At 39.3% G+C, this 24483-nt stretch carries 23 protein-coding genes; 18 read left to right on the forward strand and 5 right to left on the reverse strand.

The features are described from left to right. Positions 1-30: 30 nt before the first annotated feature. A complete protein-coding gene (locus tag BC659_RS08405; RefSeq protein WP_133474271.1) occupies positions 31-3171 on the reverse strand; it encodes an ATP-dependent helicase in 3141 nt (1046 codons plus the stop codon). A gap of 240 nt (positions 3172-3411) precedes the next feature. Here BC659_RS08405 and BC659_RS08410 point away from each other — a divergent pair, with 240 nt between their 5' ends. After that, the gene (locus tag BC659_RS08410) at positions 3412-3912 is read left to right on the forward strand and encodes an SRPBCC family protein (protein WP_133474272.1); all 501 of its coding nucleotides are present in this window, start codon (positions 3412-3414) and stop codon (positions 3910-3912) included. Positions 3913-4016: 104 nt separating this feature from the next. Here the strand turns inward: BC659_RS08410 and BC659_RS08415 are convergent, their stop codons facing one another. The 3 genes from BC659_RS08415 to BC659_RS08425 form a co-directional block, all read right to left on the reverse strand. Next, positions 4017-5498 carry a glycoside hydrolase family 10-like protein gene (locus BC659_RS08415; RefSeq protein ID WP_246027102.1) on the reverse strand — a complete coding sequence of 494 codons (1482 nt, stop codon included), beginning with the start codon at positions 5496-5498 and terminating at the stop codon, positions 4017-4019. An 85-nt stretch (positions 5499-5583) separates the two neighbouring features. Beyond that, positions 5584-6030 carry a MarR family winged helix-turn-helix transcriptional regulator gene (locus BC659_RS08420; RefSeq protein ID WP_133475111.1) on the reverse strand — a complete coding sequence of 149 codons (447 nt, stop codon included), beginning with the start codon at positions 6028-6030 and terminating at the stop codon, positions 5584-5586. 122 nt (positions 6031-6152) lie between these two features. Further along, positions 6153-7184, reverse strand: a complete 1032-nt coding sequence (locus BC659_RS08425; protein ID WP_133474273.1) for a radical SAM/SPASM domain-containing protein — start codon at positions 7182-7184, stop codon at positions 6153-6155. A gap of 116 nt (positions 7185-7300) precedes the next feature. Here BC659_RS08425 and BC659_RS08430 point away from each other — a divergent pair, with 116 nt between their 5' ends. From BC659_RS08430 to BC659_RS08485, 12 genes are all read left to right on the forward strand, one after another. After that, complete coding sequence (locus tag BC659_RS08430) at positions 7301-8089, forward strand: glycoside hydrolase family 25 protein (protein WP_133474274.1); 789 nt, start codon at positions 7301-7303, stop codon at positions 8087-8089. A gap of 67 nt (positions 8090-8156) precedes the next feature. Further along, entirely contained in the window at positions 8157-8867 is a 711-nt protein-coding gene (locus tag BC659_RS08435) for a Crp/Fnr family transcriptional regulator (RefSeq protein ID WP_133474275.1), read from the forward strand. A gap of 86 nt (positions 8868-8953) precedes the next feature. Further along, positions 8954-9475 carry a hemerythrin domain-containing protein gene (locus tag BC659_RS08440; protein ID WP_133474276.1) on the forward strand — a complete coding sequence of 174 codons (522 nt, stop codon included), beginning with the start codon at positions 8954-8956 and terminating at the stop codon, positions 9473-9475. Next, entirely contained in the window at positions 9472-11871 is a 2400-nt protein-coding gene (locus tag BC659_RS08445) for a heavy metal translocating P-type ATPase (protein WP_133474277.1), read from the forward strand. Before BC659_RS08440 ends, BC659_RS08445 begins: the two co-directional genes overlap by 4 nt. A 92-nt stretch (positions 11872-11963) precedes the next feature. After that, positions 11964-12116: a cbb3-type cytochrome oxidase assembly protein CcoS gene (gene ccoS, locus BC659_RS08450; RefSeq protein WP_133474278.1), complete on the forward strand. Its 153-nt coding sequence runs from the start codon at positions 11964-11966 to the stop codon at positions 12114-12116. 31 nt (positions 12117-12147) lie between these two features. Then, entirely contained in the window at positions 12148-14277 is a 2130-nt protein-coding gene (gene ccoN / locus BC659_RS08455) for a cytochrome-c oxidase, cbb3-type subunit I (protein ID WP_133474279.1), read from the forward strand. A gap of 11 nt (positions 14278-14288) precedes the next feature. Next, positions 14289-14450, forward strand: coding sequence for a CcoQ/FixQ family Cbb3-type cytochrome c oxidase assembly chaperone (locus BC659_RS08460; RefSeq protein ID WP_133474280.1), 162 nt, complete (start codon positions 14289-14291; stop codon positions 14448-14450). A 25-nt stretch (positions 14451-14475) separates the two neighbouring features. Then, entirely contained in the window at positions 14476-15636 is a 1161-nt protein-coding gene (locus tag BC659_RS08465; protein WP_133474281.1) for a cbb3-type cytochrome c oxidase N-terminal domain-containing protein, read from the forward strand. A gap of 4 nt (positions 15637-15640) precedes the next feature. After that, positions 15641-17053, forward strand: a complete 1413-nt coding sequence (gene ccoG / locus BC659_RS08470) for a cytochrome c oxidase accessory protein CcoG (RefSeq protein WP_133474282.1) — start codon at positions 15641-15643, stop codon at positions 17051-17053. A gap of 45 nt (positions 17054-17098) precedes the next feature. After that, a complete protein-coding gene (locus tag BC659_RS08475; RefSeq protein WP_133474283.1) occupies positions 17099-17539 on the forward strand; it encodes a FixH family protein in 441 nt (146 codons plus the stop codon). Positions 17540-17549: 10 nt separating this feature from the next. Next, positions 17550-17990 (forward strand): FixH family protein, encoded by a 441-nt coding sequence (locus tag BC659_RS08480; RefSeq protein ID WP_133474284.1) that lies wholly within the window; start codon positions 17550-17552, stop codon positions 17988-17990. Further along, entirely contained in the window at positions 17987-18685 is a 699-nt protein-coding gene (locus tag BC659_RS08485; RefSeq protein WP_133474285.1) for a sulfite exporter TauE/SafE family protein, read from the forward strand. Before BC659_RS08480 ends, BC659_RS08485 begins: the two co-directional genes overlap by 4 nt. Positions 18686-18959: 274 nt before the next feature. Here the strand turns inward: BC659_RS08485 and BC659_RS08490 are convergent, their stop codons facing one another. Next, on the reverse strand, positions 18960-19358 hold the full coding sequence (locus tag BC659_RS08490) for a VanZ family protein (RefSeq protein WP_133474286.1): 399 nt from the start codon (positions 19356-19358) through the stop codon (positions 18960-18962). A gap of 225 nt (positions 19359-19583) precedes the next feature. Here BC659_RS08490 and BC659_RS08495 point away from each other — a divergent pair, with 225 nt between their 5' ends. The 5 genes from BC659_RS08495 (at position 19584) to BC659_RS08515 (ending at position 24208) form a co-directional block, all read left to right on the forward strand. Beyond that, positions 19584-20291 carry a hypothetical protein gene (locus BC659_RS08495; protein ID WP_133474287.1) on the forward strand — a complete coding sequence of 236 codons (708 nt, stop codon included), beginning with the start codon at positions 19584-19586 and terminating at the stop codon, positions 20289-20291. 9 nt (positions 20292-20300) lie between these two features. After that, entirely contained in the window at positions 20301-21833 is a 1533-nt protein-coding gene (locus BC659_RS08500) for a M20/M25/M40 family metallo-hydrolase (protein WP_133474288.1), read from the forward strand. 108 nt (positions 21834-21941) lie between these two features. Next, positions 21942-22346 (forward strand): DoxX family protein, encoded by a 405-nt coding sequence (locus BC659_RS08505; RefSeq protein ID WP_133474289.1) that lies wholly within the window; start codon positions 21942-21944, stop codon positions 22344-22346. Next, positions 22321-23517: a sensor histidine kinase gene (locus BC659_RS08510; RefSeq protein WP_162847393.1), complete on the forward strand. Its 1197-nt coding sequence runs from the start codon at positions 22321-22323 to the stop codon at positions 23515-23517. Before BC659_RS08505 ends, BC659_RS08510 begins: the two co-directional genes overlap by 26 nt. Then, complete coding sequence (locus BC659_RS08515) at positions 23504-24208, forward strand: LytR/AlgR family response regulator transcription factor (RefSeq protein WP_133474291.1); 705 nt, start codon at positions 23504-23506, stop codon at positions 24206-24208. Before BC659_RS08510 ends, BC659_RS08515 begins: the two co-directional genes overlap by 14 nt. The last annotated feature ends 275 nt before the right edge of the window (positions 24209-24483 follow it).

Raw genomic sequence — 24483 nt, forward strand, 5'->3', positions numbered from 1 at the left:
AGTGGGCTGTGCTTCGGATGAAAATTCCTGTTAATCATCTGTTTCTTCAGCAGTATCATGTAAAGCCACTACCATTTCATTGGTTTTTACAAACTGGCACCAGCGGCATTCTTCTTTACCACAACCCGTATAAAAATCTCTCGCCTGAATACTACCCCATACTTTTTCTATTTGTTGGGTAACTGTAGTGATATCGCTTTCGGTAATGATTCTTTTTTCTTTCAGATAACCTTTCTTTTTGTCTGGTTCAATAAAATCGAACTCTGCACTTACCGCCTGCCAGTTTTTAGCCGGATAATGATCAACCAGTATTTTATAAAAAACAGCCTGACGCCAGTAATCCTCGCCATTCGGTTCTTTTTCATTGGGAGGGTTCAATTTTTTAATACCTTTTTCTGCATCACCGGTTTTATAATCTACCACATTCACCTGTTTGCCATCGAATTCCAGTTTATCAAGTTTCCCTTTTAATGGAATACCCTTTACGGTTACATTTCGGATATTGGTTTCCACTGCTACGATCTTATTCCATTCGTTACTGTAGCGGTGATAGTATTCCTGTAACACCTGTTCGCCCTGCTCCATTCGCCTTGCAAATTGTTCTTTGGTGAAATTTTCTCTGTGGCGGTTCATGTACCATTTGAAATCGCCGATAAACTCCTGTACATCCGGAAAAACCTGTTCGCGCTGTTGCATTTTCTGGAATAACGATTGTAATGCATGGTGAACGGCGGATCCAAACTCCGTCGCTTCAGACTTGCCGGAAGGAACACGCACGAGGTTATTAAAGTAAAACTGTAACGGACATTTCAGGTAGTTATTCAATGCCGTTACATTCATCACAAATTTGTCGAGGAGCTGTGTAATGAAGTCGGCTTCAATTTTTTCGATTTCAGGTTTTTGCTCTTTTTCAAGTGCCAGGATGCTGAATTCGGCAATCGTAGATTCGTCCAGATTTACCGAAGAAAAAGGCAGTGAATGCTCTTCTCTTATCTCTGCAATAAACATGGATGGTTCAATCTCTTTGCCATCTTTGTTCGTCTTTGCATACGAAATATGCAGTTGCTTAGCTGCCCTTGTAATGGCCACATAGAATAACCTGCGCAGTTCTTCTTCTTCACTATGTGCCGGTTGTGAGGAAAAAATAGTATCCGGTAAACTATAGCCATCACCACGTTTTCTTTTCTTTTCCCAGTTTGCGGAATTGCAACCTGCGAGAAATACATATTCATACTCGAGCCCCTTGGAACCATGTGCAGTTAATAAGTTCACCGCCTGATCTGTTCCACTCACCCTTACCAATGGAAGCGATAACCCTTCTTTTTCCATAAGGTCGAAAATGTTGATGAGTTGTTGCAGGCTGAGTGTGGGATTACGGTGTGTTTCTTCTTTGATAAAATCAAAAAGCCCGGTAAGCAATTGCAGCAACCAGTGTTTATCCTCACTTCGCATAATAAAAGACAATACACCCGCTTCCCTGATGATATTTTCAAATAATTGCTGAAGGGTACAGTTGGGTACATCTTTAATGAGTTGCTCAAGTGCCGATTGGGCATTTCTTAAACCGGCAATTTCCTGGCTGAACAGATCAGGTAACGGACCCTGCAATTTTTCTGCTATGAGTTGTCGCAGTGATATCTTTTTGTCACCAAATCTCCTGTCTGCTACTTCTGCACTTAACTTGGCAATTTCAATCGGAGGAATACCAAACCAGTTATAGTGTAGAATTTCGAACAGCATTTCATCGCCACCAAAAGGAATATCATGCTCAGCCGCAAGGTATCTTAAAACCTCTACCAGTTGTTTACCCAATGGCTCCTGAAGAATATTTACATTCCGTTTGCTGTAAACAGGAATTCTTTTTTGCTGGAAATACCGTGCCAGTTCTTCCCCATATTTATTCTCGCGATAAATGATGCTGATATGTCCGGGCTGGACCCCCTGCTGTATTAATGACGCTACCTGAAGGGTAATATGTATCATTTCCTGCCGTGGATTTGCATACTCAAATACCTGCGGAAGTTCTTTTAACTGATTGAGTTGTGTGTTGGCAGCAATCAGTTCTTTATTTAAACCTTCTAATTTATTTACGAGTCTTTCCTGGTTTCTTTCTATAAGCGTTTTTGCCGTATCCAATATGGGTTGGGTGGAACGATAGTTATTGGTTAAAATAACGGTATGCAAGGCTTCTACATATTGCCTGGCAAAAGCTTCCATATTCTCAACATTGGCACCCTGAAAACGGTAAATGCTCTGGTCATCATCTCCCACAACAAAAATATTCGGCACTTCCCAGTAATTGATGAGGAGTTTGATCAATTCATTTTGTGTACCACTGGTATCCTGAAACTCGTCTACTAAAATATACTGGTATTGTTCCTGATAACGGGCCAACAGGTTCTTGTTGTTTTTGAAAGCGTCGATCACCCAGTTAATCATATCATCAAAATCATAACGATTTCTTTGGCGCATCATTTGCTGGAAGCGGGAGAATTCGTCTACGGCAGCACGTAGTTTTTCCATCTTCTCTGTTTCTTCATCAATCTTATTCTTTTTAAGATCTCCCTTTTTATTGACCCCGCTATTGCGCTGATAAATAAAAGCTTCTCTGGTAGGTAATTCTGTAATGTATACGTCAATCCGCGATTTAATAAAATCTGCTGTCCAACCCTCTCTTTTCATGGTACTGAACAATTGCTGCAGGTTCTTGATCTCATAATACACATCACCCCTGTAACGTTTCAGTGCATGGTTTTTGGGGAAGCCATCAATCAGTTCTTTGAGTAGAGCAATTCTTTCCAGATCAGAGATAGGATCCAGTGACGTTTTTTCAAACATGGAAAGATTATCCTGGATCACATCATTGCAAAAAGCATGGAATGTGCAGATATTAACCTTATAAGCATCTGGACCAATAAAACCCAGTAACCGCTTACGCATGGCTACCACACCGGCATCTGTATAAGTAAGACAAAGGATGTTTTCTGGCTGTGTATCGGTTTCGAGCCGCAGCTTACCGATTCTGGCTCCCAATATCTGCGTTTTGCCGGTGCCGGGTCCGGCGATTACCATTACGGGTCCTTCCAGCGTATCTACAGCGTTTCTTTGCTGTTCGTTAAGGCCCTCATATATTTTCCTGAATTGTGCCAGTTGCTGTTCACGGGTAATCATGGAATAAAGATAGTTGAAACAGGAGAACAGCAGAAGTGGGGATACAGCATGATTTGGTAGAATGGCGCCTGGAATGATTTTTTTGCAGGGAGAAAGGAAGAAGGGGAGTTGTATAACAGTTGATTAACTAATTGCCAATATGAATGGGAATGGTCACTTCATTTGCTTTTTTAAATAGCAGAAGCACCCTCATGAACTGAACATTTTGGTTGATGGGCTGTTATAAGTTGAAAGAGTAGCATGTCGAAAGTATATTCATTGAAAACAGTGCAACGGATACCCATATCCTTGGATACTGCATGGAATTTTTTTAGCAGACCGGAAAACCTTAAGGAAATTACGCCTTCCAATCTTGGCTTTAACATCATTAGCAAGCATCATGGTGAGCATATGTACCAGGGGCAGGTAATTGAATACAAGGTTAGCCCTCTACTGGGTATTCCCCTTTACTGGATGACGGAAATTACACATGTAGAAGACATGAAATTTTTTGTAGACGAACAGCGTTTTGGTCCTTATAGTTTGTGGCATCACCAACACCATTTCAAAGCTATTGATGGCGGTGTGGAGATGACTGACATTGTGCATTACAAATTACCACTCTGGATACTGGGCGATATTGCAAATACCGTAATGGTACGTAGTCAGCTGCGACAAATATTTGCATATCGTTTTTCGGCGGTTGAAAAACTTTTTGGTATATGGCCAGGTGTACAGAACAGAGAAGTGACTTTTGGTTAAGGTATTATATGGATGGTACCCTGCTTTACACTAACACTGGCAGATATCGCAAAACTCAATGTATAACAGCCCTAACAAATAGTATAAAGAATCTATAGTAAAGCTTAGTATAACAATCTCAGCGGGCTCACATTGTTATCCGTATCTACAGAGGCAACCAATATTTTTTTACCCCTGGCTTCAGGATATTTATTGAGATCTATGATAGCGGTTTTATCTCCAACAATAAATTCAATGAGCTGACTATTTCCAAAGTCCGGGTCTGCAGATCCATGGTTCATGAATACAGCAAAGCCTTTTATTTTTTCTTCTCCTTTATAGGCAAGTTTATAAGTATGTTCATTGGTTTTTTCTATCAGTGGTTGGGGTGGTATGGTATTGTCGATCCAGAACATAGGGGGTACCAGTGCAGGATATCGGTAATAATTTAGCTGCAAACTGTCGTTCCAGCCATTCGGGTTTTTATTGAATATGCTGCTGCTGTAATAAATGCTTCCCTGCGTATTTTCATAACCCCTCAATGCTTTTATCTGCTCAGGTATTTCATTTCTGTTTTTCCAGGCTGTATTCGATCCTGCTCTGTAAATACCATGGCCAATATATAAATGCCTCTCGTAGCTATGTTCGTTCCACCAGCGTAGGAGAATATCATAACTCGCTAATTTATGTCCCCTTTCCCAGTATAATTGTGGTACGATATAATCAATCCATCCCTTTTGTAGCCAAAGTAATACATCTGCATACAATTCATCATAATTGGTTGGGCCGGAGCGGGTTTCACTACCCATCGGATCCTGGCTCTTATTGCGCCATACACCAAATGGACTGATACCGAATTTTACTTTTGGGTTGGCTTTTCTGATCGTTTGTTGTAAGAGTACAATAATACTATCGCAATTACTTCTTCTCCATTCGTCTTTGGTCATTCCTTTTCCATATTGTAAAAAAGTAACCTGATCCGGGAACTCACTACCGGGAATTTTATAAGGGTAGAAGTAATCGTCCATATGAATGGCATCAATCTTATACCTTGTTACAATGTCTTTTACTACTTCAGCAACATGTTTTCTTACTTCCACCAGACCGGGATTGAAATACTTTTTATCTCCATAATTCACGAACCATTCAGGATGTTGTTTGGTAATATGATTAGGTGCCACTGATGAACGAAGAATATTAAATACCGCACGATATGGATTGAGCCAGGCATGAAATTCCATTCCACGTTTATGGGTTTCCGTAATCATAAACTCAAGGGGATCATAATAGGGGCTGGGTGGAAGCCCTTGCTTACCCGTGAGGTACTCACTCCAGGGTTCCAGCGAAGAGGGATAAAAAGCATCTGATGAAGGTCGGATTTGTACAATCAATGCATTCATGCCATTGCGGTGATGCATTTCAACCATTCTGATGAATTCTGCCTGTTGTTCTGCAACGGAAAGGGTTCTTTTACTGGGCCAGTCAATATTTTCAACAGTGGCTACCCAAACACCCCGAAACTCATAGTTGGGAGAATACTGGGCAGACAGTTGCAATGCTTGTGTAGACATAACCAGTATGAGGCAGAAATGCAGCAATAATTTCATACTTCAAAGATAAACCAGCTATGATGGTAATGCCTCTGATGTGGAAGAAATAGAAAAAAGGGTTCCGAAATTAACAATTCAGTATTTATTCCCGCATTTTATCGAGCAGCTTATTGAGGGTGGCAGCTTCTGTTTCAGAAAGATTCTGGATCAGCTGGTCGATCTCTGCATTTTTTTTATCAAGCTTATCAAGCAGCGACAATCCTTTTTTAGAAATACTTACATCGACCAATCGTTTATCTGCTGAACAGACCTTCTTTTCAACCAGTCCCTTTTTTAATAGTCTTTCAACGATCCGGCTGGTGTCGCTCATTTTATCGAGCATACGGGAACGTATTTGCAGTGTACTAAGTGGTTGCTGACAGCCTCTGAGAATACGAAGGATATTATACTGTTGAGGTGTAATGTCATCCGGATCAAGCATGGTTTTGATTTTTTCATTCAACCAGTTGGCAGAATAAATGATATTCACAGAAGCCTTCTGGTATTCATTCCTGAAATGCTGTTGTTGTATATCTTTTTCAATACCCATAGCTGTAAATGTAGTAAAAATTGATAAGGTGGGGAGTGAATGGTGAATGGTCAATGGTGAATCATTTTTTTGCTAAACCTACCAGGTAACTATTCACCATTGACCATTGACCATTCACGACCCTAATCCTGCCACACACTCAACCCCTCACTACAGTTGGCGCAGATATCTATATTTTTTCTGCTCGTCATTAATTCTGTTCTGAACTGACGATAATTATCATTGTTCCAGATTTCCCTGAAGCTTTGTGATTTCAGGTTGCCGAGCTGGTGCATGGCATCTTTATCAAAACAGCAGGGTACAACCAGTCCATCCCAGGTTATTACATTGGCATGCCAGAGTTTCCAGCATCGGTTTGTTAAGCCGCTTTTTACCCTCATCTTACCGGTATTATCCTTTTTGTAGCGGCTGTATTTATGATTGTCGGGAATCAGTTGGTGAGGATCATTTTCATAATCATATACCTGGGCCGTTTTAAAACGAACCTGGTCAACGCCAATCTCTGCACCCAGCTTTTTTACTTCTTCAATCTGGTGCTCATTTGGTTTTACAACCAGGAACTGGAAAAAGATAAACGGTGTTTTACTCTTCAGCTCTTTTTTCCACTTTACAATATTTCTTGCACCTTCCAGTACTTTCTCCAGTTTTCCACCTACCCGGTATTGCTGGTACACATCCTGTGTAGTGCCATCAATAGAAATGATTAATCTGTCGAGACCACTCTCTACCGTCTTTTTTGCCTTTTCATCAGTAAGGTAGTGTGCATTGGTAGAAGTAGCTGTATAAATGCCTTTGTCATGCGCATATTTCACCATTTCCAGAAAATCAGGGTTCAGGTAAGGTTCCCCCTGAAAATAAAAAATCAGGTACAATAGATCTTTATGAATATCGTCGATGGTTTCTCTGAAAAAATCTTTTTGCAACATACCTGTAGGACGGGTAAAAGCACGGAGTCCACTAGGGCACTCTGGGCAACGTAGGTTGCAGGAAGTGGTAGGTTCAAATGAAATGGAAACGGGAAACCCCCATTGAATGGGTTTTTTACGAAAGCGACTGATCTGATAACTGCTATATACTTTTAAAGCATTCCAGCCCTTTCTGAAAGTAAGTTTGCCTAAAAAATTAATGCTGTCGTTCCAGTTAAAATAAGCCATTATGTAAAATTACTAAAAAAGCAGTGTTTACTGCATATCAGGCTCCTTATAACTGAATAATACAGGTTTTGTTTAACAGGTAATACAATGCGGTTTTATCCGAATTTTGCAGATGTATGGCAAGGAAAAGAGCAAAGCGTTTAAGCAGGGAACAAAAATGGTGGCTGGTATTACTGATCGGTGGGTTTGTACTGATTCTTTATTTCAGTTTACTGAACAAGTGGCAGGCAAGGCAGGAAGAAACGGTAGCTACGGTAAAGTATGATGCATTCGGTATACAGCTTCCATCAGGTTATTCCATTCATGGTATTGATGTAAGTGTTCACCAGGGACCTATTCACTGGCCATCTGTTTTTGGTATGGAGGAAGAGGATACCAGAATGGGTTTTGCCTTTATCAAAGCAACAGAAGGATTGAACGATACTGATAAACGTTTTCATAAAAACTGGAACGATGCAAAAGAAGCAGGAATGGTAAGGGGAGCATATCATTTTTTCCTGGCTACCAAAAGTGGCAAAAAGCAGGCTTTACAATTTATAAAGCAGGTGGTGTTAAAAAAGGGAGATTTGCCACCGGTGGTGGATATCGAAAAATTATACGGCGTAAAACCCGCCCTCATGCGTGAGCGGCTTAAAGAGTGTTTGCAGGAAATAGAATCTTATTACAGAGTGAAACCTATTATTTATACCTATGCCGATTTTTATGAGCGATACCTTGGAGAAGAGTTTATTCAATATCCGCTCTGGGTAGCACATTATTTTCAGCCTGATAAACCAAGGATCAATCGCTCATGGCAATTCTGGCAACATAGTGAGGAGGGTAGGATTAACGGGATCAGATCTAAAATTGATTGTAATGTGTTCAATGGCGACTCTTTAAAATTTAAACAAATGCTGCTGCCTTAGCAATGTAACCGCTTTTTAATGTAGCAAAGCGCCCAAATAAGTTTATTTTTGTATCTCAAACCTTCAGATGCAATTTCATCACGACAATACAACCTGTCAGTCCTGCGCACAGCGGTTTAATTCTGTTTTCTGTAAGGCAAGAGAAGAATATGTGAATGCCATCAATGAACAGAAAATCTGCACCGGTTATAAAAAAGGTCAGGTACTTTTTAATGAGGGAGCTTACCCCTTTGGTGTATACTGTATTAATGAAGGAAAAGTAAAATTGTCTCATCAGGGCGATGATGGCAAAGAGCAGATTATCCGTTTGCTGAAATCTGGTGATGTATTGGGTTACAGGGCATTATTGAGTGGTGATAGATATGGTGCATCAGCTGTTGCGCTTGAAGACACAAAAGTTTGTTTTATACCCAAAGACATATTCGTTTCTGTTTTAAAGAATGATACAGGACTTGCTTTTGAAATGATGAAGCTCCTTAGCGATGAATTACATAAAGCAGAAGTGAAACTTACTCATTTGGCACAAAAACCCATCCGTGAGCGTCTGGCAGAAACATTGCTGTTCATCAAGGAAACATATGGGTTTGAAGAAGATGGTATTACCCTCAATGTTCGTTTATCAAGAGAAGAAATCGCCAATCTTGTAGGAACCGCTACAGAATCAACCATCCGCCTGCTTTCCGACTTTAAAAAAGATGGTATGGTAGAACTGGATGGCAAAAAGATCAAAATCCTCCAGCATAAATTACTCCTTCAAACCGCCAATCTTCAGGATTAAACATGACAAAAATCATGTTTGTGGTTGAGTATCATCATAGTTAGGCTTTATTGGTCACACTACCTTGCAGTTAAATTATTCGTATCATGCTGATGCAGGCAGGTGGCCAAATATTTCCGGGTGCCGGTTCAATCGGAGAAATCTGCAGAACCATTCCTTTTGTTTATCATACCCCTATTCTTGAATCATGCGATAAGATAGGCACTTATCTCACACAGCATTCATCTATTGAGGAATTAACTGAGCCGGTTTCTGAAATCGTACAGCTTCTCTTTCAAAAAATTGAAGATGAGTTAACGCATTCTTTCAAAAAAGAGACCGGTATCGTTTTTCCTTTCATACAACAACAAATGGGTGGCGATAAGGTATTGCTACAACCCAGGGTGGTAGATACTATGTTACACACGCATCAGGTATTAATTGAACTGTTGCAGAAACTGCGTCAGCTGATGCATCATTATGTTACCCATCCGAACTGGCCAGCGGCACTAAAAACATGTATACATGAAATGTTTTTACTGGAAACGCATGTGTTACGATGGATTCATTTTGAACAGAGCGCTTTATATCCACTGCTCAACCAGCACCTCATAAATAAAATCGTATGAGCAAAGACAGGTTAATGCCATCTACCGAACTAGCCTGTTATCACTGTGGTGAAAGCTGCAGAAATACAGATATACAGGCACATGATAAACATTTTTGTTGTGAAGGATGTAAAATGGTGTATGAAATCCTGAATGAGCACGGGATGTGTACGTATTATGACCTTAACAGCAATCCTGGGCAGTCACAGAAAATCACGGTTCGTCCAGATAAATTCGCTTTTCTGGAAGATACATCGATCGAGCAATCGCTGATCAGCTTTAAGGATCACCAACACACACATATCAGTTTTTATCTACCACAGATGCATTGCAGCAGTTGTTTATGGCTGCTGGAACAGTTATATAAACTCAGCGAAGGTGTGGTAAGTTGTAAAGTGAACTTTGAACGGAAAGAGGCGGATATTGTTTTTGACCATCGATTGATGACACTCCGGCAGCTGGCTGAATTACTTACGGGTATAGGTTATGAGCCTTATATAAGTTATAATGACCTTGGAAAGAGAAAGCCGGTAACAGACAGAAAAAAAATTTTCAGGTTGGGTGTAGCAGGCTTCTGCTTTGCTAATATTATGCTGATGAGTTTTCCTGAATACCTCGGCATAGATGATAAAGAGGGACAGTTGTTGATTTTCTTCCGTTACCTGAATCTGGTACTTAGTCTGCCTGTATTCTTTTATAGCGCAGGAGAATTTTATACCAGTGCATGGAATGCCCTTAGACAAAAATTTCTCAATATTGATGCTCCTATTGTACTGGCTATCTGGGTAACATTTGCCCGTAGCTTGTACGAAGTACTTACCGGAACCGGAAGCGGTTACTTTGATTCAATGACGGGTATTGTATTTTTTATGCTGGCCGGCAGGGTATTGCAGGATAGAACACATCGTCAGTTAAATTTCGACAGAGATTATACTTCCTATTTTCCGGTTGCAGTAACAAGGATAAACGATGATAGTTCCGATACGGTTACGCTGCCTGATATAAGGTTAAATGACACACTACTTATTCATAACCAGGAACTGATTCCTGCAGATGGAATTATTACGAGGGGGCGGGCTTTGATTGATTATAGTTTTGTTACAGGTGAAAGCCTGCCAGTTGCAAAAGAAATGGGTGAAATTGTATATGCAGGCGGCAAACAGGTAGGAGGTAATATAGAAGTGCTGGTAATAAAAGAAGTGGCACAAAGCTACCTGACAAGACTTTGGAACAAAGACTTATTTAAAAATGAAAGCAATCAGGAAAGCTCATTCGTTCATGGGCTGAGCCGCTGGTTTACCTGGGTGGTTTTTGCTGTAGCCATAGCTGCGGGTGCTTATTGGTTCTGGCAGGATGGTAGCAGAAGCTGGAATGCAATAACGGCAGTACTTATCATTGCATGTCCATGTGCCTTATTATTGAGTAATACATTTACCAATGGTAATATCCTCCGTATTCTGTCGCGTAACCACTTTTACCTCCGTCATGCAACAGTCATTGAAAAAATGGCTGATATAGATACGATCGTTTTCGATAAAACAGGTACACTTACTGCAGGCACAGAAATGGAAGTTGTGTATGATGGAAAGCCTATTGCACCGGAGATCCGTAAGAAGGTGGCTACACTGGCTGCACAGTCTACACACCCTTTAAGTAAAGGAATTGCAGCATGGGCCGGACAAACGCTGAAGGATCCGTTTCTTGCATTTGAGGAGTTTCCCGGTAAAGGAATAGAAGGAATGGTTGATGGCGATCTGATAGCGCTGGGTTCTGCCGTTTTCATAACCGGTAAAACACAAAACGATGAAGCTTCTGTGGTATACCTGTCTGTAGAAGGGAAACTGCTGGGCAGATTCCGTTTCAGAAATCATTATCGCCAGTCGGTTCCCATGCTTTTGCGGCAATTACAATCCCGCTTTCATATTGCTGTAGTAAGTGGTGATAATGATGGCGAATTACTTTATCTACGAAAATTACTGGGTCAAAAATCCGAATTGTATTTTAATCAGCAGCCGGAAGATAAGCTGGAAGTGCTGAAATCAATGCAGCAGGAGGGCCGGAAAGTGATGATGATAGGGGATGGATTAAATGATTCAGGTGCTTTGAAACAGGCAGATGTTGGTGTGGCCATTACCGATAACAGTAACAATTTCACGCCTGCCAGTGATGCTATTATTGAAGCAGGAAGCCTCCCCAACTTATACCAGCTCATCAGGCTGTGCAAGCTTAACCAGAAAATTGTTATGGCCGCTTTTATCATTTCCATTTTATACAACATCACCGGTTTATATTTTGCTGTACAGGGAACCCTTTCTCCTATGATTGCAGCTATTCTGATGCCCTGTAGTAGTATCAGCATATTACTCATCACATTCGGATTAACGAATCTGTCTTCAAAACGACTTAAGCTTGACTGACAAAAACATGACTAAAATCATATGTTTCCTTGAGTAATATCATAGGCTCCCAGATCCGATGAAAATAATTTTACAGTGTTTATTTAATCACTATGAGTGTAATCATACTTCTGTTAATCGCAAGCATCAGTGTGGCCGGTTTATTTCTGGGTGCATTTATCTGGAGCGTAAAAACAGGGCAGTACGATGATGAAGAATCGCCTTCTGTTCGTATGCTTTTTGATCAGCAACCTCCCAAAAAATAGTTACTAACTCTCTTTTATAAAACCACCATTCATGCAATCAGAACAATTTTATTACGACAACAAAACGGTAAAGCTTTTTGCCTATGCAACCATTCTATGGGGAGTAGTAGGTATGCTGGTAGGTTTGTTGGCGGCTATTCAGATCTATCTGCCTGCGGCCAACTTTAATTTACCCATCACTACATTCGGTAGGGTAAGACCGCTGCATACCAATGCGGTAATTTTCGCCTTCGTAGGTAATGGTATTTTTATGGGTGTTTACTATTCACTCCAACGTTTGTGTAAAGCAAGGATGTTTAGTGATAAACTCAGCCGCATTCATTTCTGGGGATGGCAGTTAATTATTGTTGCTGCTGCACTTACATTGCTGGCAGGATACACAACCGGTAAAGAATATGCAGAATTGGAATGGCCCATCGATATAGCCATTACACTTATATGGGTAGTATTTGGTATCAATATGTTTGGTACCATTCTTAAACGCAGAGAGAGCCATTTGTATGTAGCTATCTGGTTTTATATAGCAACATGGGTAACGGTTGCCATGTTACATATTGTAAACTCATTTGAAATTCCTGTTACTTTCCTGAAGAGTTATAGCTGGTATGCTGGGGTACAGGATGCCCTGGTGCAATGGTGGTATGGACATAATGCTGTGGCATTCTTTCTTACCACACCCTACCTCGGTATTATGTATTATTTTCTTCCCAAAGCTGCTAACAGGCCTGTATATAGCTACCGCTTATCTATTATTCACTTCTGGGCGTTGATCTTTATTTATATCTGGGCAGGCCCACACCACCTTTTGTACACCGCTTTACCAGACTGGGCACAGAGCCTTGGTGTAGTATTTAGTGTAATGCTTATTGCTCCTTCATGGGGAGGTATGCTGAATGGTTTGTTTACTTTAAGAGGTGCATGGGATAAAGTACGCGAAGATCCTATTCTGAAATTTATGGTGGTGGCCATTACCTGTTATGGTATGGCAACCTTTGAGGGGCCCATGCTGAGTCTGAAAAATGTAAATGCAATTTCGCACTTTACCGATTGGACAATTGCACACGTTCACGTAGGTGCATTGGGATGGAATGGATTTCTCACTTTTGGTATTCTCTATTGGGTTATTCCTAAAATTTTTAATACCCCGTTGTATTCAACAAAACTGGCAAGTACACATTTCTGGATAGGTACAATCGGTATTGTTTTATATGCAATTCCAATGTACTGGGCTGGTTTTACACAGGCAATGATGTGGAAACAGTTTACAGAAGATGGTACACTCAAATTCCAGTTCCTCGAAACAGTAACTCATATTATTCCATTGTATGTGGCAAGAAGTGTAGGTGGTCTTTTATACCTGATAGGAGTATTTATTATGGTATATAATATCGTGAAAACGGTTAAAGCAGGTAAACTGGTAGCCAATGAAGCTGCTGAAGCACCACCACTGCCAGCTAAAATTGTTACCCATGGTAAACAATACTGGCATCGCTGGATTGAAGCAAGACCCATTCAGATGCTCGTATTCAGTCTGATAGCAGTAGCCATTGGTGGTATTCTTGAGATTGTTCCAACTTTTTTGATAAAAAGTAATGTGCCAACCATTGCAGCAGTAAAACCCTATACGCCACTTGAACTGCATGGTCGTGATATCTATGTACGTGAAGGATGCTATACCTGCCACTCACAAATGATACGTCCATTCCGTGATGAAGTAGCCCGTTATGGTGAATATAGTAAAGCGGGTGAATTTGTTTATGACCACCCATTCCAATGGGGTAGTAAACGTACAGGACCAGATCTGGCACGTATCGGTGGAAAATATCCGGATAGCTGGCATTATAATCATATGCTGGAACCACAAAGTATGAGCCCAGGTTCTATTATGCCATCCTATCCATGGTTATTGGATGATGCCATTGATACAGCAACTACCGGTGCCCGCATCAGAGCTATGCAAACATTAGGCGTGCCATATGAAAAAGGTTACGACCAGATTGCCAATAGAGAACTGATGGCACAGGCAGAGAAAATCAGTAAGAACCTCAAAGCAGATAAAATTGAAACCAGTGCCAACAGAGAAATTGTAGCATTGATTGCTTACCTGCAAAGAATTGGTGTAGATATTAAAGGAGAACAGCCCCTGGCTGCTAAACAATAAAATAACCCAATATGAAATTCATCAACTACCTGGAAAAAATAATCGGTGTAGATATTTATGCACTCAGTTCTTTTTCCATCTTCTTTACTTTTTTTCTGCTGATGACATTGTGGGCCTGGAAAGCAGATAAGAAAATGATAGAAGAAATCAGTCATTTACCCTTAGACAACTAACCTACTGACTTATAAACGAATCGCAATGCAACAGCGTAATTTTCAACGGATCAAATTATTCAGTATTGGGATCATCGGTCTCTTTTGTGTATTGGTTCCATCCAGTGTATGGGCCGAAGGCCCCCCAAAGCCATCTGCTATGGCTAATCCATTGGCACAGGTATTGGTAGTAATCATAGCTGTATTGTTACTGGCTATCGCCTTATTGTCACATGTAGTACTGGGAGCAGCGGAAATGAAAATGAAAGAATTCCGTGAGAAAAGAAAATCAGATGCACAGCCAAAAGTACTAATGGTAATAGTTTTTTTATTAACCAGCTCTTTTGCATTTGCAGCAGATGAACCTGCTTCGTCAGCACCAGTAAGTAGCACTATCAGTGGATTATCACCCACAGCCTTTTATTCATTGATAAGTGTTGTAGGAGTAGAACTTCTGGTATTACTATGGCTATTATACCACCTGAAAAGTTTATTGGCAAAAGAAAAACCAGTAGTAATCGTAGCCGAAAAAGAATCTGCAATTACGAGATGGTGGACTAAGGCAAATAACTTCAAGCCAGTACAGGAAGAAGCTACTATTGATCTTGGACACGATTATGACGGTATCCGTGAATTGGATAACCGCCTGCCGCCATGGTGGTTATACGGTTTTTATATCTGTATCATTTTTGCCGGCATCTATCTATGGCGCTACCATGTTACACATACCGCACCTTCAAGTCTGGAAGAACTGGCAGCTGTTATGAAAAAAGCAGAGGCCGATAAAGAAAATTACCTTAAAAAAGCTGCGAATAATGTTAACGAAAACACAGTTACCTATCTCAGTGACGCGACTGCACTTGAGGCCGGAAAAAAAATATTTGTAACAGCCTGTGCTGCCTGCCATGCAGCAGATGGTGGCGGATTAGTGGGCCCGAATCTGGTTGATGAATACTGGTTACATGGAGGAAGTGTATCAGATATTTTTAAATCAATCAAGTATGGTTGGCCCGAGAAGGGGATGAAGAGCTGGAAAGATGATTATTCTCCTGCACAAATTGCCCAGCTGGCGAGTTATATAAAGTCTTTAAAAGGAACCAGGCCTGCAACAGCAAAAGAACCACAAGGAGAAATATACAAGGAGCAGTCGGTATCTGTTGATTCGCTTACAAAAGAAAGTACCGTCATAAAATCAGGATTGAAATAAGAAGATGAGTGAAATAAAACATAGCAATGTAATTGAAACGGATGCATTTCGCGACAGAATTGCAACAGTGGATGAATCAGGAAAGCGAAAGTGGATTTATGCATATAAACCCAAAGGACGCTTATATAACATACGAACAGTTTTGAGTGTGTTTTATTTCATAATCTTTTTCGGACTGCCTTTTGTAGAAATAAACGGAAGGCCTTTATTTCTTTTTAATATACCGGAAGCTAAGTTCATTTTATTTGGTAAGATATTCTGGCCACAGGATTTTTTCATATTCGGTCTTACCATGGTTACTTTTGTATTCTTTATCATTCTGTTTACAGCAGCTTTCGGAAGATTGTTTTGTGGATGGGCCTGCCCACAGACCAATTTCATGGAAATGATGTTCCGGAAAGTAGAGTATTGGGTATTGGGCGATGCACCGGCACAAAGACAACTGAAAGCAGCTCCCTGGACAACGAAGAAAATTGCAAAACTGACCCTTAAGCATGTACTTTTCTTTTTGCTCTCATTTATCATAGCTAATTTTTTTCTGGCATATATTATCGGTATTAAAGAGCTCGAAAAGATTATTACAGAACCTGTTACTCAGCACGTGGTAGGTTTCGCTTCCATCCTTGTTTTTAGCGGGGTTTTTTATGGTGTTTATGCATTTTTCAGGGAACAGGCATGCACAGTGGTTTGCCCATATGGCAGGCTGCAAAGTGTTTTGCTGGATAAAAACTCGATGATAGTGGCTTACGATTATAAAAGAGGTGAGCCAAGGGGAAGTTTTAAAAAACAAGCAGAACTTTCATTGGGAGATTGTATCGACTGCCATTTATGTGTAAAAGTTTGCCCCACAGGCATTGATATCAGAAATGGTGTACAGATGGAATGTGTGGGTTGTACAGCCTGTATTGATGCCTGTAACCATGTAATGGAAAGTATTGATAAACCTTTCGGACTCATAAGATATGCTTCTGAAAATAGTATCGCCAATGGAGAGCCGCTACGTTATACAACAAGAATGAAGTTGTACACAGGGCTTTGCCTTTTATTGTTGAGTATTCTTTCTGTTATTTTACTGACCAGAAAAGATATTGATGTTACGGTGATAAGAACCACAGGTATGTTATACCAGGAACGGGGTGCCGACAGTTTATCGAACCTATATAACATAAAACTGATTAACAAAACAACTAAAGATCTTTCGGTAGAAATACTGTTACAGGACAAGACCGGACATATTCAGATGGCAGGTAAACCAACGATTCAGATCAGGAAAGAAGGACAGGCTGCAGGAACATTCTTTATTGTTTTACCTAAGTCTGTCATTAAACAGAGAAAAACGTTAGTAAAATTGCTTTTATACAGCAACGGAGAAAAACTGCTTACAACAAATACCAGTTTTCTCGGGCCTTCTTTGTAGTATTGATAACATATCCAGTATCCCTCAATAATAAAACAATTCAAAATGAGTTTAGGGAAAATAATGCTGGTTGTTTGTGGGATCTTTTGTTTTTCATTAGGCGTTGCAATGTATTTGCTGGTTAAAAAAATAAAAGTAGATCTGGTAACAAAAGAATACATAGCAGAAGCAAAAAACTATCAACAAGTAATAGAGGCAAAAAAACGGGCGCAGGAAATAAGTGCTTTCCGAATGGCAAAAGCAGATCCCTTTATCGTACTTCAGGTACCGCACGAACATCTACAGTCCGGCGTAAAAGGGGAAGTATTTTTTTACTGTGTATATGATGAAAAATTGGATAAAACAGTTCAATTAGCACCAGATAATATGGGACAACAGATGGTTCCACAAAGCTGGATACGAGGAAAACGTTATAAGGTTAAACTGAGCTGGCATAATGGAGAACAAAGTTTTTATACAGAACATGAACTTAATATGAATCATTAAACTATAATCTATGAACTGGGGAAATAAACTGATGCTGGTATTTATAGGTTTTGCAGCACTGATGGCTACATTGGTGTATAAGGCCGTAAATACAAAATACGAGCTGGTGAGCAAAGAGTATTATCAGGATGAATTGAGGTATCAGGACAAAATCGACGGAAGAAAAAATGCGGCATCCATTGGTGAGTTGACCGTTACCTATACAAAAGAAAATCTGGCCATACAGTTTCCAAAAGAAATGCTAGGAATGGAGGTAAAAGGGGAAGCCTGGTTTTATTGCAAAACGGCAGCAGATAAAGATATCAGATTACCACTTGCACCTGACAGAGAGGGCATACAAATCATTGAACGGAACAAATTACCGGCAGAAAAATACCTTCTGAAAATTAGCTGGGAAGCGGCCGATAAAAAATATTATCTCGAAAAAGAACTGGAACCAACTATACAATGACAGTAGCGATGCTTATATCAGCTTTATTGCTTGGTCTCGCTAGTAGCCTTCATTGTATTGGTATGTGCGGACCATTGGTAATGAGCGTACCCGTTCAGCATTTACCTGCACATAAAAAGTTATGGGGTGTTTTTTTATACCAGACCGGCCGTATCGGAACCTATGTAATACTAGGTATGGTAGCGGGTTTTATTGGCTGGCGCGTGGGAGTGGCCGGATGGCAACAGGTGTTTTCCATTTGTATGGGTTTCTTAATTATTTTCTTTTTGCTAAGTAGGGTTTTCTTACAAAAAACAGAAGGCTGGGGCTGGTTGAACCAAAAAATTACCAACCTCATTTCCTGGTCATTACACCGCCATAGTTTCTCTGGTATGTACCTGATGGGCGCTGCAAACGGGTTATTACCCTGTGGTATGGTTTATATTGCTATTACGGGAGCTATGGCTACGGGAACTATTATGAGCGCGTCCTTTTTTATGTTCGTTTTTGGCCTCGGAACCCTTCCGGCTTTGTTTTCGCTCGCATTTTGGGGTACCCGGTTAAGCTGGCAAAGCAGGCAGTCTATGCGTAAATTAGTGCCCTATGTGATCGGCTTGACTGCCATTTTATTGATAATCAGAGGCTTGAACCTGAATATCCCCTATCTCAGTCCATTTATCTCCGAACGTAGTGCGGATACGGTATCCTGTCACTAATCCTTTAACAAATCATTGTTAAACCATTGACATTTATTTCTGTCTTTACTATAGTACTTTGTACAAGGCAACAGTGAAGAAACAAAAGGTATCTAAGAAATAGTATTGAATAGATATTTAGAAAGGATTAACAAATCCCGAAAATCTTTTGGCACTGAATTTGCGTTAGTATAGATATAAGCAAGTAGTCAATTTTCTCATAAGCAGTTAGTTTTGGTTGCGTCCCCCGTTTCCACGGGGGACAATTTTTTTTATAACTCTTGAGAATCAATGTTTAGGCTTTATGAGTCTTTCTCTGTAAGAAAAGGGTTTGAGACAATGCAAGAGCTCCCAAAGCGCCAACGGCATCAGCCAGAATATCGGCTTCTTCAAAAGAACGACCTGCAATCAGCTCTCTTTGAATAAACTCCATCCCTACACCGTAAGCAATGGCAAAAAAGCTGATCATCCAGAACCAGCGTTGTCTGGAACTATTTTGTAAGCTGCTTTTCCAGGCGGGTAAATGAAATAGAAAACAGAGCATACCGAACATCCCGATATGTACGATCTTATCAAATTGTGGAATTTTTCTAAACCACCAACTACCCGGAAATCCATTGGTTCCTGGCAGGCACAGTAAAATAATCGTAATGATGAGAAAAACAAAAGCAGGAATAAAATGTAGCAGTTTCAAGATGCCTGTTTTATGCGTTAAAATGGTTACAAATGTATCAATGATGTAACCATGCGCTGCTTTTAATAGGTTAAAATTCTTTCACTGATTACGATATTTCATGATTTTGTAGGCTTTTTGGTTGATTTGGTAGACAGTTATAATAAATACTTTCCTGCCCTGTTTATCTTAGTTATAATGCCATCCGGTAATCGCTTTTATCCCGGTATTGCATTTATCAGCTGTATGAAAAGTTTTTTGAAGAAAATACAGAATTTTTATTTCGGGTATCTTTTTATAGCATTATTACCCTTGTCTGTACTGGCTTTCTGGAAAACTTATTTTTCAGATTTATTGAAAAATGGGAAATCCTTTGATTTTTATTTTCATTTTCATGTCATCATAGCTGTTACATGGTTATTGATGCTAATTATTCAACCGGTTTTATTTCGTTTGAAAAAATTGCGTTTGCACAAACTGTTAGGTAAGATTTCCTATATACTTTTTCCCATCTTACTGGTATCCATTGTGTTACTTGCCCATTACAGGTATCGAACGCTTAAGGATGCAGAACCTTTACAGCTACTCATTCCTTTTAAAGATATTATAATAGCCTTGTATGGTTTTCTTATAGCTGTATATTATAGGAAAAGGGTCTTTATACATGCAAGAGGGATGCTATTAACAGGCATAGTATTTCTTGAGCCTGTATTCGTACGTATTTTCTCTAATTATATTGCTCCCTGGCCATACGCTATGTATCTGGCTATGATTTGCATTTACACGGTGTTGATGCTGATTATAATAGGGGAAAGACACACAAAAGAGGGAAAATGGGTTTTTCCTCCTGTCTTTATTTTCTATATTGTTGTACATCTGGTTATATTGAATCATTGGCAGATTTCTTTTTTAAGGTCTTTTGCCACTTGGTTTTCACAACTTAATCTTACCTAAAATCAAAAAATGAAAAGAATCGTTTTATTAACCTGTATGTTTCTTACGCATTTTTTTGCAACGACACAGTCAACACAGGTGAATACTTATATACAAGCAAATCAAAAACGAATCATCGGTGAACTGATGAATTTTCTGAAAATTCCTAACCATGCAAAAGATGCCGGTAATATTCAGATGAATGCTGAGTTTATTTTTAAGGATATGGAAAGAAGGGGTATAAGCAATGTACAGCTTTTGTATCCTGCATCTAAGAGAATAAACCCTGCTGTATATGGCGAATACCTTGTGCCTGATGCTACCACTACCCTTGTTTTTTATGCGCATTACGATGGCCAACCAGTATCACCGGAAAAATGGCATGCTTCGTTAGAGCCTTTTAAACCGGTTATACTAAATGGCAAAGTGGAAACAGGAGCAAAAACAATTACGCTGGATGAAATAGATACAAAACGGTATCCGGATGCGCGAATCTATGCGAGAAGTAGTAGTGATGATAAGTCTGGAGTTATGGCAATATTGAATGCGTTTTCGGCACTTCAGTCGGCAGGAATTACACCCGGTATTAATATTAAATTCTTTTTTGAAGGAGAAGAAGAGGCGGGTAGTCCACATCTTGAAGAAATATTATCTGCACATACAGCGCTTTTGAAATCTGATGCATGGATTATTTGTGATGGTCCTGTTCATCAGTCGGGAAGAAATCAATTGGTATTTGGGGTAAGGGGAGATGTGAACATGGAAATTACCGTATATGGTCCAACCCGCCCTTTGCATAGCGGCCATTATGGTAACTGGGCACCCAATCCTGGTTTATTATTGGTTAAACTATTGGCGTCTATGAAAGATGAAAATGGTTTTGTAACCATAAAAGATTTTTATAATGATGTACTGAAACTGACGGATAAAGAAAAACAAGCACTTGCAAAAATTCCACCGATAGATAGTATGCTGATGAAAGAGCTGGGTTTTATACGTCCTGAAATGAAAAATATAGGTCTTTCAGAAGCACTGAATCTGCCTAGCCTGAATATTAATGGTATTGAATCAGGAAAATCGGGAACATCAGCGGCTAATGTTATTCCAGTTTCGGCTTCAGCAGTGCTGGATCTCAGGTTGGTTAAGGGGGTGGATTGGAAACAGCAGCAGGAACGTGTAGTACAGCATATCAGAGACCAGGGTTTTTTTATAACTGAACAAGAACCTGATATGCAAATGAGATCGACATATCCGTTGATAGCTAAAGTTCGTTTGGAAAAAGGGTATAATGCGCAGAAAACGGATATGCAATTACCGGTTATGCAAAAAATTATACTAGGTCTTCAGAAAACATCCCAAACAGAATGGCTCTTGCAACCAGGTCTTGGTGGTAGCCTCCCCCTGTATGTATTTGAAAAAGTATTAAATGTATATCCCGTAACCTTACCAATAGCCAATCATGATAATAACCAACATGCTGAAAATGAAAATATATTGATAAGTCGTTTTCTGGAAGGCATTTCGATAATGGCTAACCTGATGATATTATCTTCTGATAAATAACGCTGCATATATAAAGAAGTTTCTGTAGGCGGTTAATGGTTATTCATAGATAAATAATATTTTACTATTCTTTGCAGATTATTTTGCTGTTCATAAATATCAACCATTATGCAACAGTTAACGCCCCGCTTTTTACTAGTACTACATTCATTCAGGATAGTATTATCCTTACTGCTGATTATTCATGGTGTCGTCAGGTTATCTGTAGGCGGAGCTCTTCATTTTGGTGCCTATTTAGAGGAAGAAGGTATTCCGGCAGGTAATATCATAGCTTATTTGCTTACTTTCTTTGAGATTGTTGGTGGATGTCTATTAGCACTCAGGGTATACACAAAATGGATCGTACCAGTTTTTTTGATTGAGATTATCCTTGGACTTATTATGGTACATGCAAAAGAAGGTTGGTTTGTAGTTGGATATGGAAGAAACGGATCTGAGTATAGTGTACTTATTATCATTTCACTGGTTCTTATATGGTTTAGCGAAGATGTATTCAAAAAGACAGTATCCTGATATTGATGAAACCGATCCGTTCGTAGACGGAAAAGGACTTTTTGTAGACAATTGCCGGATTTCTTTCAACGCATATACAAAAACGTATTTTTACAGCAAATACTTTTTAATGCGTAAAAATGGTTTTTACATACTACTATGGACTGTTTATTATCTTGTAGTAGTATTCGTAGAAGCTGAATGGCTTAAGCAGGGCTTTCCTGATATGCCGTTATTGGATGTATATAAAAAAACAGCAAGCGCCAGTGCTATTTTTATCAGTGTTCAGATACTCTTCTTTTATTATCTTATTTTTTTCTGGCTCGATAAAGTAGTTGACGCTACCCGTCTCAAGACCTGGAAAATAGCAGAACTGATTTTTATGTATACACTTACCGTTTTTGTAAAACGGGCACTTTCTGTTTTTATAACGCAGCCATTGATTTATGAACTGGGACCTCCTGTAATAAATAATCTCTTTGATATAAGGTTGTTGTTCACCAGTATGTTATTTCTTTCTTTCCCAATTGGCATAAGTATAGCAATCGAATTTCTCAGTTTCCGGATATATAATCTGCAGAAGGAGAAAGAATTGGTAAGAGATAAACTTACTACAGAGCTCTCGCTACTCAGAAACAAGTTGCACCCGCATTTTTTATTTAATACCCTTAATAATATTTATTCCCTTTCGCGGAAGAAATCTGAATCTACCTCTGATGCAATATTGAAGCTGGCTGAACTACTTAGTTTTATGTTATATGAATCAGGAAGTGGACGGATTAATATCAAGCGCGAAATTGCATTTATAAACGATTATATTACCCTCGAGAGACTTAGGTATGGTACAAGACTTGAACTTCGGTTTGAAACAGATATCGACAATGAAAATGAACTGATATCGCCGCTTTTGTTACTCCCTTTAATAGAGAATGCATTCAAGCATGGATCAGCTCAATCACCGGGTAATTCAACTATTTTCATACAGCTGAAACTTGTAAATGGTAACCTCAGCTTTATTATCAGCAATAACTATAATATACCATCCAATCAGAAAAATGAAGGTATTGGTTTGAAAACACTGAAACGTCAACTCGAATTATTATATCCGGGGCATCAGTTGATAACCGAGAAGGCCTCAGATAAATTCATTGCAAATCTTTCTATTAACCTACATCAGTATGCGGAAATTTAAATGTCTTATCATAGAGGATGAACCTTTAGCAGCAGAGATTATTACTGAGTATATTCAGCAAGTGCCACATCTGCAATTGGTATCGGTCTGTGTCAATGCTATGGAAGGGCTACAGCTACTAAAAACAGAAACCATCGATATTTTATTTCTTGATATTAATCTTCCTCAGATAAGCGGAATTGATTTCATGCGTTCATTGGTAAAAAAGCCTGCAGTTATCTTTATTACTGCACATCGGGAATATGCTATAGAAAGTTATGAGTTAGGTGTGATTGATTATTTATTGAAACCTGTTTCGTTTAGTCGTTTTCTGATGGCAGTTAATAAGATTACTGAACGAATTACTGTTGGGGATGCCGTTGAAACGCAGTCCCAGTATAAAGATTACCTGTTTGTAAATGTTAGTCGTAAAAGGCAGAAGATTCATTTTGATGAGATTATTTATTTCGAAAGTAAACGCGAGTATGTCAATATTGTGACACAACAGGGCTCTTATCTCACAAAAATACAGCTTAGCGAATTGGAAAAACAGCTTAGTGCTGATGTATTCCTGAGGATTCATAGATCTTTTATTATATCTAAAAGGAAAATCAAAGCCTATAATACTACAGAAATCGATCTCGCAGCCGTTCAGGTTCCTATTGGAAGAAACTATAAAGAACATGTGCTTGCACAACTCAATCAATCATAAATAATACTGTTTATACAATGCAACCTGTTTTAAGTATGTTAATACAGGTAACCTGTAGACTATTCTGCGTAAATATTTACGTTTACCAATAGTTTAGCTCAGTGTATAGAAGTTTTCTCAATGTACATTTCAAGTAGTGCGGGGTACATATGTATCCCGCATTTTTATTAAACCCTGTTGTTTGTATTCTTATAATTGCATTCTATCGACAGTTCTTCTTCCTCATGAATAAGCGCAGTTAATTTTCGATACTGTTTAGTAAATCAATCAAACAG

The organism is Sediminibacterium goheungense (assembly GCF_004361915.1).
GTDB lineage: Bacteria > Bacteroidota > Bacteroidia > Chitinophagales > Chitinophagaceae > Sediminibacterium > Sediminibacterium goheungense.